Origin of the sequence: Streptococcus sp. KHUD_010 (genome assembly GCF_040207525.1) — a bacterium.
GTDB lineage: Bacteria > Bacillota > Bacilli > Lactobacillales > Streptococcaceae > Streptococcus > Streptococcus hominis.
Genome location: NZ_CP157941.1, coordinates 514,614 through 526,106 on the forward strand (window position 1 = coordinate 514,614; position 11,493 = coordinate 526,106).

Annotated in this window: 13 protein-coding genes and 2 pseudogenes; 13 read left to right on the forward strand and 2 right to left on the reverse strand. The window is 37.6% G+C overall.

From position 1 onward, the window contains the following. The first annotated feature begins 6 nt into the window (after positions 1–6). From ABKA15_RS02540 to ABKA15_RS02600, 13 genes are all read left to right on the forward strand, one after another. Complete coding sequence (locus ABKA15_RS02540) at positions 7–690, forward strand: Bax inhibitor-1/YccA family protein (protein ID WP_049513971.1); 684 nt, start codon at positions 7–9, stop codon at positions 688–690. Between the two features lie 84 nt (positions 691–774). Beyond that, positions 775–2,025 carry a diaminopimelate decarboxylase gene (locus tag ABKA15_RS02545; protein WP_049513992.1) on the forward strand — a complete coding sequence of 417 codons (1,251 nt, stop codon included), beginning with the start codon at positions 775–777 and terminating at the stop codon, positions 2,023–2,025. Between the two features lie 54 nt (positions 2,026–2,079). Beyond that, on the forward strand, positions 2,080–2,328 hold the full coding sequence (locus tag ABKA15_RS02550) for a YneF family protein (RefSeq protein ID WP_003023631.1): 249 nt from the start codon (positions 2,080–2,082) through the stop codon (positions 2,326–2,328). Positions 2,329–2,421: 93 nt separating this feature from the next. Then, positions 2,422–3,216, forward strand: a complete 795-nt coding sequence (racE, locus tag ABKA15_RS02555) for a glutamate racemase (protein ID WP_003038626.1) — start codon at positions 2,422–2,424, stop codon at positions 3,214–3,216. Next, positions 3,213–4,199 carry a nucleoside-triphosphate diphosphatase gene (locus ABKA15_RS02560; RefSeq protein WP_049513973.1) on the forward strand — a complete coding sequence of 329 codons (987 nt, stop codon included), beginning with the start codon at positions 3,213–3,215 and terminating at the stop codon, positions 4,197–4,199. The genes racE and ABKA15_RS02560 overlap by 4 nt, the downstream gene beginning before the upstream one ends. After that, the gene (locus ABKA15_RS02565) at positions 4,175–4,696 is read left to right on the forward strand and encodes a metallophosphoesterase (RefSeq protein WP_049513975.1); all 522 of its coding nucleotides are present in this window, start codon (positions 4,175–4,177) and stop codon (positions 4,694–4,696) included. The genes ABKA15_RS02560 and ABKA15_RS02565 overlap by 25 nt, the downstream gene beginning before the upstream one ends. Beyond that, the gene (gene cbpB, locus ABKA15_RS02570; protein ID WP_350015374.1) at positions 4,693–5,154 is read left to right on the forward strand and encodes a cyclic-di-AMP-binding protein CbpB; all 462 of its coding nucleotides are present in this window, start codon (positions 4,693–4,695) and stop codon (positions 5,152–5,154) included. The genes ABKA15_RS02565 and cbpB overlap by 4 nt, the downstream gene beginning before the upstream one ends. Then, on the forward strand, positions 5,151–5,882 hold the full coding sequence (xerD, locus tag ABKA15_RS02575) for a site-specific tyrosine recombinase XerD (protein ID WP_049513979.1): 732 nt from the start codon (positions 5,151–5,153) through the stop codon (positions 5,880–5,882). Before cbpB ends, xerD begins: the two co-directional genes overlap by 4 nt. Continuing rightward, positions 5,882–6,592 (forward strand): segregation/condensation protein A, encoded by a 711-nt coding sequence (locus ABKA15_RS02580; protein ID WP_049513980.1) that lies wholly within the window; start codon positions 5,882–5,884, stop codon positions 6,590–6,592. Before xerD ends, ABKA15_RS02580 begins: the two co-directional genes overlap by 1 nt. Beyond that, the gene (scpB, locus tag ABKA15_RS02585; protein WP_049513982.1) at positions 6,585–7,151 is read left to right on the forward strand and encodes an SMC-Scp complex subunit ScpB; all 567 of its coding nucleotides are present in this window, start codon (positions 6,585–6,587) and stop codon (positions 7,149–7,151) included. The genes ABKA15_RS02580 and scpB overlap by 8 nt, the downstream gene beginning before the upstream one ends. Next, positions 7,138–7,863, forward strand: coding sequence for a pseudouridine synthase (locus tag ABKA15_RS02590; protein WP_049513984.1), 726 nt, complete (start codon positions 7,138–7,140; stop codon positions 7,861–7,863). The genes scpB and ABKA15_RS02590 overlap by 14 nt, the downstream gene beginning before the upstream one ends. After that, positions 7,863–8,117 (forward strand): membrane protein insertion efficiency factor YidD, encoded by a 255-nt coding sequence (gene yidD, locus ABKA15_RS02595; RefSeq protein WP_049513985.1) that lies wholly within the window; start codon positions 7,863–7,865, stop codon positions 8,115–8,117. Before ABKA15_RS02590 ends, yidD begins: the two co-directional genes overlap by 1 nt. A gap of 346 nt (positions 8,118–8,463) precedes the next feature. Continuing rightward, positions 8,464–8,949 carry a thioesterase family protein gene (locus ABKA15_RS02600; RefSeq protein ID WP_049513987.1) on the forward strand — a complete coding sequence of 162 codons (486 nt, stop codon included), beginning with the start codon at positions 8,464–8,466 and terminating at the stop codon, positions 8,947–8,949. A 440-nt stretch (positions 8,950–9,389) separates the two neighbouring features. Here the strand turns inward: ABKA15_RS02600 and ABKA15_RS02605 are convergent. Both ABKA15_RS02605 and ABKA15_RS02610 read right to left on the reverse strand, forming a co-directional pair. Beyond that, a pseudogene (locus ABKA15_RS02605) lies at positions 9,390–10,409 on the reverse strand (IS30 family transposase). A 40-nt stretch (positions 10,410–10,449) separates the two neighbouring features. Then, positions 10,450–11,399 (reverse strand): annotated as a pseudogene (locus ABKA15_RS02610) (peptidoglycan bridge formation glycyltransferase FemA/FemB family protein); the annotation flags it as partial. Between the last annotated feature and the right edge of the window lie 94 nt (positions 11,400–11,493).

The window sequence follows — 11,493 nt, forward strand, 5'->3', positions numbered from 1 at the left end:
GAGCTTATGAACAATACAGTTATTCAAGAAAATAGTGGTATCAATAGTTTTTACGCTAAAGTTTATTCATTAGTCGGTATGGGGATTGGCATTTCTGCCCTTGTCTCGGCTTTAATGTTAACAATATTTCAAGATGTGATTTATTCAGTAATAATGGCGAATAGTTGGATTTTTTACTTAGCTATTTTTGCTGAGTTGGTTCTTGTCTGGGTAGCTTCAGGGATGTCTGCCAAAAACAATCCAGCTGCATTGCCGACTTTTCTAGTTTATTCGGCTTTAAATGGCTTTACGATTAGTTTAGTATTGGCTCTTTACACACAAGCAACGGTTTTAGCAGCCTTCGTTACTTCTTCAGCGATGTTTTTTGCTATGGCATTGATTGGGAAATTTACCAAAAAAGATCTTTCTGGCTTGGGTAGAGCCTTTATTGCAGGTCTGATTGGAGTTATCATCGCTAGTTTGGTGAATATTTTCCTTAGAAGTTCTGGACTAGATTTCATCATTAGCATTATTAGTGTGATTATCTTCTCTGGATTGATTGCTTGGGATAATCAAAGAATCCGCTATGTCTATGAGCAATCAGACGGAAATGTAGCGGCTGGTTGGGCAGTTTCACTCGCCTTAAGCCTTTACCTTGATTTTATCAATCTGTTCCTCAGCATTCTTCGTATTTTTGGAAGAGATAATTAAAAGTAAGAATTAGAAGTTGGACTGGTTTCAGCTTCTTTTTTTATGATATAATAAAGCAAATGAAAAGAAAGTATGAGACTTGCTATGAAAGAACCATTTCTTAATCGCGAAAAGTTAGCTGAAATCACAGCTCAATTTCCAACTCCCTTTCATTTATATGATGAGAAAGGAATTCGTGAGACAGCTCGCGCGCTTCAGGAAGCCTTTTCTTGGAATCAAGGATTTAAAGAGTATTTTGCAGTAAAGGCAACTCCGAATCCGGCTATTTTGAAAATCTTGAAAGATGAAGGCTGTGGAGTAGATTGCGCCAGCTATGTAGAACTTTTGATGAGCCAAAAAGTAGGCTTTTCAGGAAATGACATGATGTTTTCGTCCCATGACACGCCTGCAAAAGAAATGCAATTTGCGCGTGAATTGGGAGCTACTATCAATCTTGATGCTTATGAAGATGTTGCATTTTTACAGGAAGTGGCGAGCATTCCAGAAGTTATTTCTTGTCGCTATAATCCAGGCGGTGTGTTTGAATTGGGAACAGATATTATGGATTCTCCAGAAGAAGCCAAATTCGGGATGACCAAAGAGCAGCTTATTCAGGCTTTTAAAGATTTAAAAAAGTTGGGCGTTAAAAAATTTGGGATTCATGCCTTATTGGCTTCTAACACTGTTACGAATCATTATTATCCTGAATTAGCCCGTCAGCTATTTGAATTAGCCATTGAGGTCGTAACTGAGACCAATGTGGACTTGGATTTTATCAATCTTTCAGGCGGAGTAGGCGTTCCTTATCGTCCAGAAGAAAAAGCAAATGACATTTTAGCGATTGGGCAAGGAGTTCGCCGAGTTTATGAGGAAATTTTAACACCTGCAGGTTTAGGAAAGGTTAAAATTTTTACGGAACTGGGACGTTTTATGCTGGCCCCTCATGGATTATTGGTGACGAAAGTATTGCATAAAAAGAAGACTTACCGTACTTACATTGGTGTAGATGCTTCAGCAGTGAACCTGCTGCGCCCGGCTATGTATGGCGCTTATCACCATATTACAAATATGGATCATCCAGATGGACCGACAGAAATAGTGGATGTGGTCGGCAGTCTTTGCGAAAACAATGATAAATTTGCCATTCAGCGCAAACTGCCGATTACCAATATTGGAGATACCTTAGCGATTCACGATACAGGAGCGCACGGTTTTTCAATGGGCTATCAGTATAATGCCAAACTTCGTTCAGCTGAGATTTTACTGGAAGAAGACGGCAGTGTGCGAATGATTCGGCGTGCTGAAATACCGGAGGATTACTTCGCAACTTTGTATGGCTTTGATTTTGAAAAATAGACAATTTTTGATATAATAAGAAGATGTAAAAAGGGAAAAGAGGATTACATATTTATGAATTTACTATTAGCTATTTTGTTGATTATTCTGGCTTTCTTTGGTGGTATGCTCGCTGGAATGTACCTTGTCCGCAAACAAATTGAAAAAGAATTTGCAGACAATCCACGTTTGAATATTGATGCGGTTCGTACAATGCTATCTGCAAATGGACAAAAACCAAATGAAGCAAAGGTACAACAAGTGTATCGTCAAATTAAAAATCAACAAAAAGCAGCACTTGAAAATGCTAAAAAGAAAAAATAAGCTGTTAAAACAGTATAAAATTTGATTTTTAAAGAGATAAATGAATGGGGATTTGGGACTTGCACCCAGTCCCTTCTTTAGAAAGAAGAACTTATGGATAATCGACCAATTGGTTTTTTAGACTCAGGCGTGGGCGGTTTGACAGTTGTTCGCGAGCTGATGCGGCAGCTTCCACATGAGGAAGTGATTTATATTGGTGATTCTGCGCGTGCGCCTTATGGACCAAGACCAGCAGATCAGATTCGCGAGTATACATGGCAATTAGTGCAATTTCTCTTAACTAAAAATGTCAAAATGATTGTTCTTGCCTGCAATACAGCTACTGCTGTGGTTTGGGAAGAAATCAAAGAAAAATTGGATATTCCAGTTTTGGGAGTGATTTTACCGGGAGCTAGCGCAGCAATTAAAGCTTCTCAACATGGGACGATTGGCATTATTGGAACGCCAATGACGATTCAATCAGATATTTATCGGCAAAAAATTGAGCGTCTCTTACCAGAAGTGGAGGTGACAAGTCTTTCTTGTCCCAAGTTTGTACCACTGGTAGAGTCTAACGAGCTGTCGTCTAGCATTACGAAAAAAGTGGTCTATGAGAGCTTGATGCCGTTAAAAGGCAAGGTAGATACTTTAGTGCTAGGCTGTACGCATTATCCCTTGCTAAAACCAATCATTCAAAATGTAATGGGACCAACTGTGAAATTGATTGATAGTGGAGCAGAGTGTGTGCGGGACATTTCTGTTTTGCTCAATTATTTTGAAATCAATCACAGCAGAGAAGGAGAACTTCCTCAACACCGCTTTTTTACCACAGCAAATGCAAAAAGTTTTGCTGAAATTGCAGAAACGTGGTTAAACAAAGAAATAAATGTGGAGCATGTGACCTTATGAGTAGCAAAATTTATGAGTATAAAGATACCCAAGATTGGTATGTTGGAGAATGGTCTTCTCGTGGCGGAACTTTCCATTTTAAGGATGTTGATTCGGAAGAACTCAGTCGCATGGAAGAAGAGCTCCGTCAATTAGTAGTTGAAGAGCAGTCTTTTTCTGTTGCAGTGATTCAATATAACTCCATGATGTCGTTTGTTCAATTTGTCCTGCAAATGATTAACGAGAACCAAGACTCCCAATTTCAAGCACAATTTCATAAAGGTGCTATTCTGATTACGGAAAAGGGACAGTTAGTTTTAGTGCATTTGCCTAAAAATGGGGTTCAGCTGAATGATTTCTTTTCTCAGAAAGATTTGCCAGGTTTGACAGTCGGAGATACAATCTTAGTCGCTACTCGCAATGAAGGAAAAACTGCTGAATTTCGTAAAATATTTGAAAAATTAGGCTACAAAATTGAAAACCTGAATGACTACCCTGATTTGCCAGAGGTAGCAGAGACAGGAATGACTTTTGAAGAAAATGCTCGTTTGAAAGCAGAGACCATTTCTAAGCTGACTGGCAAAATGGTATTGGCGGATGACTCAGGCTTAAAAGTGGATGCACTAGGTGGTCTGCCTGGAGTTTGGTCTGCTCGCTTTGCTGGAAATGATGCAACAGACTTAGAGAACAATGCAAAATTGCTGCATGAATTGGCAATGGTTTTCGACTTGAAAGACCGCTCAGCACAGTTTCATACCACTCTGGTAGTGGCAAGTCCTGACAAAGAAAGTCTGGTCGTAGAGGCTGATTGGCCGGGCTATATCAATTTTGAGCCGAAAGGCGAAAATGGATTTGGCTATGATCCTTTATTTTTAGTAGGCGAAACAGGTAAAACATCTGCTGAATTAACAATGGAAGAAAAAAACGCTCAATCACATCGAGCTCAAGCAGTTCAAAAATTAGTGGAGGTATTTCCAGCATGGAAAAACAAACAATCATCGTAATGAGTGATTCTCATGGCGATCGTGCTATTGTGGAAGAGATAAAACATCGTTATCTTGGGAAAGTAGATGCTATTTTTCATAACGGTGATTCTGAGTTGCCTAGTGATGATGAAGTGTGGCAAGGAATTTACGTTGTGGCTGGGAACATGGATTTCTATGGTGGGTATCCAGACCGTTTAGTGACAGACTTAAACGGAACGATTATCGCACAAACTCATGGTCACCTTCAACAGATTAATTTTGGTTTTCAAAAATTGGACCTCTGGGCACAAGAGGTAAACGCAGATATTTGTTTGTATGGGCATTTACATATTCCAGATGCGTGGATGGAAGGAAAAACACTCTTTTTAAATCCCGGCTCTATCAGTCAACCGCGCGGTGTCATCAATGAGCGACTGTATGCTAAAGTAGAAATTACAGATGATATGTTTAAAGTAGACTATTACACGCGTAGCCACGAACTGTATTCTCGTCTATCAAAGGAGTTTGCTCGATGATTGCTAAGGAATTTGAAGATTTTCTCTTACAGCAAGAAGATACTTTTTTAACACCGGCAGAAAACTTAGCTGTTTTGATTGATACTCACAATGCTGATCATGCTATTTTGTTGTTGAGTCAGATGACCTACTCACGAGTACCCGTGGTGACAGATCAAAAGAAGTTTGTTGGCACCATTTCGATAACAGATATCTTGTCTTATCAAATGCAGCACGAAATCCCTGATGAGGAGTTTATGACAACGGATATTGTTCATATGGTGAAAAAAGATGACCTGACAGTCGGTCCAGATTTTACACTGACAGAAGTGCTGCATAAGTTAGTAGACGAGTCCTTCTTGCCAGTTGTTGATCAGGACAATACATTTCAAGGAATTATTACACGCAAATCTATCCTAAAAGCAGTTAATGCTCTTTTGCATAGTTTTGCGAATGAATACGAGATTCATCCAAAATGAAAGAAGAAATAACAACCTTTTTAGAAGGAAAAAATTTATCTGAGAATTCAAAAACAGCTTATTTTTATGATTTGGAGCAGTTCGTAGATGTGACCCATGCAAAAATTACAGAGACAAATCTGCGGATTTACCAAGCTTCTATCGCTGATTTCAAACCTTCTGTTCAGAAACGAAAATTATCTGCTATCAATCAATTTTTGCATTATTTATACAAGCAACGGTTGATTTCAGACTTTTATCGTTTGGAGTTGCCAAAAGTTGGTATTCCGAAAGGACACGATGTGGAAATTTTGGATTTGTCTGATTTTTATGCAGATACAAATCAATACAACGGTCGCTTGATTGCGCTTCTCATTTTAGAAATGGGGCTTTTACCAAGCGAAATTTTGCAGTTGAAAGTAGCAGATGTCAATCTGGATTTTCAGATTATTCGCATTGAGAAAGCAGGTCAAAAGCGCATTGTGCCCATTCCAGACCAGTTGATTGGAGAATTGGAAACAACTCTGGAAGGAACTTATTTGTTAGAAAAGAATGGGAAAAGCTATTCGCGCCAATGGGGCTTTCGTCAATTAGAAGCTTTTTTGATTGAAAAAAATCAAGCTACTTTATCAGCTCAGAGTTTGCGAGAGCAATATATTTTACGTCAGCGAGAGCAAGGTGTTGAATTGTATGAAATTGCGCGCAATTTAGGTTTGAAAACAATGATGACGTTGGAAAAATATAGATAATGGACATAAAAATTAAAGATTTTGAAGGCCCATTGGACTTATTGCTTCATTTGGTGTCAAGATATCAAATGGATATCTATGATGTGCCGATTACGGAGGTCATTGAGCAATATTTGGCTTATGTGGCGACTCTTCAAGCAATGAAGTTAGAAGTGACGGGAGAATACATGGTTATGGCAAGTCAGCTCATGTTGATTAAAAGCCGAAAACTCTTGCCAAAAGTAGCTGATAGCTTAGAAGCTGAAGAAGATTTGGAGCAAGATTTGCTTTCTCAAATTGAGGAATATCGGAAATTCAAATTGTTAGGTGAGAAAATGGCGGAGCAACATGAAGAACGAGCTCTTTATTATTCTAAACCTAAAATTGAATTGGTGTATGAAGATGCAACATTGCTCCATGATAAGACAACGATTGATTTGTTTTTGGCTTTTTCTAAATTGATGACGCAAAAAAGAGAAGAATTTGCTCAAAGTCATACAACGATTGTTAAAGATGAATATAAAATCGAAGACATGATGGATGTGATACGTGAGCGCTGTTATTCTCAAGAAAAAATTACTCTGCAAGCCATTTTTTCAGAGACAAAAGATATGAATGAAGTGATTACCTTATTTTTAGCGACATTGGAACTAGTAAAAGTCCAAGAAATCCAAGTAATACAAGAAGAAAATTTTGGGAATATTTATCTAATGGGAAAAAGAAATGAGTAAGTTAGCAGAGATTGAAGCCCTGCTCTTTGTAGCGGGCGAAGACGGCTTGCGGGTCCGTCAAATAGCAGAGCTCCTCTCTATACCTCCGACAGGTGTGACACAGAGCTTGGAGAAATTGGCAGAAAAGTATCAAAAAGATGAAGATTCGAGTCTTGCCTTGTTAGAGACGTCGAATACTTATAAAATTGTTACCAAGCAAGAGTTTGCTGAATTGTTGCGGGAATATTCAAAAGCACCAATCAATCAAAGTTTATCAAGGGCTGCCTTGGAAACCTTATCCATTATTGCTTATAAGCAGCCCATTACGAGAGTGGAAGTGGATGAGATTCGTGGAGTCAATTCTAGTGGTGCGATTTCAAAGTTGCAGATATTTGACTTGATTCGTGAAAATGGGAAAAAAGAAGTGCTAGGGCGCCCAAATCTTTATGTGACAACGGATTATTTTTTGGATTATATGGGAATCAATAGCTTAGAAGAATTGCCAATAGTAGAAGAAACAGAGTTAATAGCAGAAGAAAGTCAGCTATTTACCGAAAGGATAGAGGATGAGAATCAATAAATATATTGCTCACGCAGGGATTGCGAGTCGTAGAAAGGCAGAAGAGTTGATAAAACAAGGGCTTGTCACTGTGAATGGACAAGTTGTTCGTGAGTTGGCAACGACGATTAAGTCAGGTGATCGTGTTGAGGTCAGTGGTCAGCCGATTTACAATGAAGAAAAAGTGTATTATCTCTTAAACAAGCCTCGCGGTGTCATTTCTAGCGTGACAGATGACAAAGGTCGTCCAACAGTAGTTGATTTGTTGCCAAATGTCACAGAGAGAATCTATCCAGTTGGTCGACTTGATTGGGATACGTCGGGTGCTTTGATTTTGACAAATGATGGCGATTTTACAGATGAGATGATTCATCCTAGAAATGAAATTGATAAGGTCTATGTAGCTCGTGTCAAGGGGGTGGCTGATAAAGAAGTTCTCCGTCCCTTGACAAGAGGTGTGGAAGTTGACGGCAAAAAAACCAAACCAGCAGTTTATGAAATTCTGAAAGTAGACCCGGTTAAGAATCGTTCGGTTGTCCAGTTGACCATTCATGAAGGACGAAATCATCAAGTGAAAAAGATGTTTGAAGCGGTTGGTTTGCAAGTAGATAAACTTTCTCGTACGCAATTCGGTCATTTGAATTTAACGGGACTTCGTCCAGGTGAAGCTCGCCGTCTCAATAAAAAAGAGGTCAGCCAGTTACATAACCTAGCTGTGACGAAGAAAAAATGATGAAAAAAATCCTTATCGCACCAGTGCGTTTTTATCAAAAGTTTATCTCGCCAGCCTTTCCACCTTCTTGTCGCTATCAGCCGACTTGCTCAAATTATATGATTCAAGCGATTGAAAAGCACGGTGCTAAAGGTGTCTTAATGGGAACAGCACGTATTTTGCGTTGTCATCCTTGGGCAGAAGGAGGAGATGATCCTGTGCCGGATGTATTTAGCTTGAAGCGTAATTATGCAGAAGACAAAGAAAGAGGTTGAGACGCATTCTCTATAAAGAGGTCAACCAGAGATTCTTTGTAAAATACTATAACTTAATAGTAAAAATATAAAAAACGAACAATTTTGACATTCTAACTAACAGAAAATCAAATTGCTCGTTTTTTGTATTTCTCGCGGGCCTTTTGTTGCCGGTTCATCTCATATTCAATGAAAATTGAAAAGTTTTAAAGGCATTCGCTGTGTGAAATCTAACTATCTTTTCTATAAAGTCAGCTTAGACGAACGATTAAAATATCTTGAATCTACTTCGTGTTTACTCTTCATTTAAAGACTGATATAATAATCATGAAAGCGCTTGTAAAATTAATTTTAAAAAGGAGAATAAATGATTTTGGAAACAAGAAATATTGCTATTCAAGATACTTATGGTGAGCGGTTCCAGCATTGTTGGGGATGTGGTTCTAAGAATGAGTCAGGCTTGCATTTAAAAACTTATCCTAGTTTAAATGGAACTAGTTGTATTAGCAAGATAACACCAGCTCAACAGTATACCGGTGGTGTTCCAGCTAATCTATTTGGCGGTATGATTGCCATGATTTTTGACTGTCATGGTACCGCTTCAGCAGCCTGGTTTGCTCATCAAAATAAGGGCTTAGATTTGACAGAAGAAACGGTCATTGGACGATTTATCACAGCTTGCTTGGAAATAGATTATAAAAGTCCAACACCCATTGATGAGGAAATTACGGTCATTTCTCGACTTGAAGAACTAGGCCAAAGAAAAGCCATTGTGGCAATGGAGATGACAGTAGCGGGTCAGGTGCGTGCCAAAGCTAGAATGGTAGCAGTCGCAGTGAAAGATAACATGTAGTATGTTTCGAAGATGAGACTATATAATAAATTATTGTTTCATTTAGTTCCTATACGGTAAACTTTAAAATAGTGCAAAAATACTTTCTCTATAATACAATCAGAGTGAAAAATTATGGAATGTTAGTTTGTCTCTAACATTCTTTTTGTGTTTAAATAGAATCATCATAGTTTATCTGATAAGAAGTAGATAGTACACTAATCTCAGTGGAAAATGAGTAAGAGTGATTGTTGCTTTTTGCGATAAACATAATGAACTACTAATTACAAAGATCTCACTAGGATTACACACCTAATGAAGACTTTATATTGGCTTACATAGTCTTTTAAGCAAGTGTAGCAAAATCACGGAATTTATTTAGGTTTCATCTATTTAAAATTTTTTTCTCAATTGTCAAGTCAAGTGCAACAAAGTTGTTCCTCTGATTAAGTGAGTATCTTTCAAGCTGTTTGAGTTAGCTCAAACAGCTTTTTTGCGGACTGATAGCCATGGATTCGTCTAGGTCTTTCATTGATAGCCTTTGTATAGTCCTCTAAAAGTGTCGGATTTAGTTTTTTTAGTGAGGATCCTTTGGGAATGAACTCTCTTAATAATCCATTGAAATTCTCATTTGTGCCTCGTTCATAAGATGAATAGGCATGTGCAAAATAAACATCTAATCCCTCTATCTTACTCAATGATGAAAATTCGTTTCCATTATCTGCAGTTATGGACTTAATGGGATAAAGTTTCATACACTCTAAGACTGCTTGATTGACATACTCTGCTTTCTTTTCCACGAGTTTCTTTGTGACAGCATAGCGTGTTTATCGTTCTACCAATGTTAAAATAGAAGGTTCTCCTATTGTCTTTCCACCCAGAACAGAATCGATTTTCCAATCTCCAAAACGGGAACGATTATTAATCTCTTCTGGTCTTTCTTCAATTGACTTTCCTAGATGTTTCTTGGTAGAGGGACGCTTGTTAAATTTCTTACGAATCCGCACTGCTCTTGGTAAATCAATAACCTTAATCTCTAACAAACCTTGATGGATATAGTTATAGAGCGTCTTGGTTGAAGGAACAACTGCATCTACATGTTGGAGTCTATAGGTATGAACAAAGGTATCCACGCTATGCACCCTTGGTTTCTCTCTCATCGCTTCTATAAATTTTGTCAGAAAATCGTTCGATACACGATCCAGTTTTAGATAATAGCTGGTTTCTCTAGCATCCCGATAACGGTTATGGGCAGCATCTGCATAATAGTGTTGGTAGTAGACCTTCTGCCCATTGACTTTTTTCAATTGTGTTATGGAACCACGATTAATTTCACGAGTAATAGTAGAGCGATTTCTCCCCAGTCTACGAGCAATTTCAGCAGGTTTGAGTCCTACGCTTAAATAAGCTTCAATTTCTCCTCGCTCAGCTTCAGATAAGTGCTTGTAGGATTGATTTGTGGTAGAATAATTTGTGGACATGTTCATCTTCCTTTATACTGTTTTTCGCAACTCTAGTATATCAGATGAACATGTCTTCTGTGTTGCACTTCATTTTACAACAGGGCTTTAAAATTTTTTTAATTATTTGAATAGTTTTATGTTTAAACGGGAAAGGATAATATCTAAAAGTTCCCATTTTTCTTAGGACATAACCATTGAAATTTTGTTTAAAACGAAGTACACTGTCAGAACCATCAAAATGACCAGTAATACCCAAAAGGTTGTAACAGGGAATACCTCGCTTGATTGATTCTCGCATTACATAATCTTGTAGAAGAACAGGTACGTAGAATTTGTTAAATTCAGGATAGGATCCAGAAAAGAGATAGACCGTTTCGTGGGGAGTGTATACAAAAAGACTGCCAGCTAATATTGTACTTTCGTCTCCATACTTTTTTAATAGTTGGTATGCTTCGTTTTTTCGTATTTCAAACGTTTCAAATTGACTAGATAGTTCTCAAATTTGATTCAGTTTTTTTCAGAGGAATGGTTGTTTTCTTCAAGATAAGCTTGTAGTAATTTAATCTTTTTAGATAATTCACTCTGATTAATTTGTAAATGCTCCAGATAATTTTTGAAATTTATGCTCGCTATAATAAATTCTGCATTGCTTCCAAAGCTATCATAAAATTTTTCATAATAATCTAAAGTCTTATCATTATAGTTGCGACGTTCAGAAGTTGATGAAGTAATCTGCTTAAATTTATAAAGCTCATTACGTTTAATTTTATGCAGTTCTATACCCAGTGTTTTAGCCTTTTTGACTGATGATTTTCCTTGTTTAGTAAAAGATTTTAGTAATATTTCTTCTGTTAAGTCATTTAGGTCTTTTACAAAATGCCAATCACCTTCACCTCCAAGATAGTCCTTTTGTAAGCCATCAAATTGGTAATTCAGGTTGGTGAGCATAGATACAAGTTCCTTCTTTTCTGTACTAATAGGTTCACCTTTACTATTGAAGACTTGATGAATTTTAACATTGTGAGACTGTTAACTTATAAAATCTTGTATTTATAAAAGAATATACAAACGAAATCCGTAGGAAATTCAGGTTTCTTACGGA

What these genes read in the sequence shown, in the direction of transcription:
- ABKA15_RS02580 (WP_049513980.1), top strand. Translation starts at nt 5,882, where the DNA reads ATGGACATAAAAATTAAAGATTTTGAAGGCCCATTGGACTTATTGCTT.
- scpB (WP_049513982.1), top strand. Translation starts at nt 6,585, where the DNA reads ATGAGTAAGTTAGCAGAGATTGAAGCCCTGCTCTTTGTAGCGGGCGAA.
- cbpB (WP_350015374.1), top strand. Translation starts at nt 4,693, where the DNA reads ATGATTGCTAAGGAATTTGAAGATTTTCTCTTACAGCAAGAAGATACT.
- ABKA15_RS02550 (WP_003023631.1), top strand. Translation starts at nt 2,080, where the DNA reads ATGAATTTACTATTAGCTATTTTGTTGATTATTCTGGCTTTCTTTGGT.
- ABKA15_RS02590 (WP_049513984.1), top strand. Translation starts at nt 7,138, where the DNA reads ATGAGAATCAATAAATATATTGCTCACGCAGGGATTGCGAGTCGTAGA.
- yidD (WP_049513985.1), top strand. Translation starts at nt 7,863, where the DNA reads ATGAAAAAAATCCTTATCGCACCAGTGCGTTTTTATCAAAAGTTTATC.
- ABKA15_RS02540 (WP_049513971.1), top strand. Translation starts at nt 7, where the DNA reads ATGAACAATACAGTTATTCAAGAAAATAGTGGTATCAATAGTTTTTAC.
- ABKA15_RS02565 (WP_049513975.1), top strand. Translation starts at nt 4,175, where the DNA reads ATGGAAAAACAAACAATCATCGTAATGAGTGATTCTCATGGCGATCGT.
- ABKA15_RS02545 (WP_049513992.1), top strand. Translation starts at nt 775, where the DNA reads ATGAAAGAACCATTTCTTAATCGCGAAAAGTTAGCTGAAATCACAGCT.
- ABKA15_RS02560 (WP_049513973.1), top strand. Translation starts at nt 3,213, where the DNA reads ATGAGTAGCAAAATTTATGAGTATAAAGATACCCAAGATTGGTATGTT.
- ABKA15_RS02600 (WP_049513987.1), top strand. Translation starts at nt 8,464, where the DNA reads ATGATTTTGGAAACAAGAAATATTGCTATTCAAGATACTTATGGTGAG.
- racE (WP_003038626.1), top strand. Translation starts at nt 2,422, where the DNA reads ATGGATAATCGACCAATTGGTTTTTTAGACTCAGGCGTGGGCGGTTTG.
- xerD (WP_049513979.1), top strand. Translation starts at nt 5,151, where the DNA reads ATGAAAGAAGAAATAACAACCTTTTTAGAAGGAAAAAATTTATCTGAG.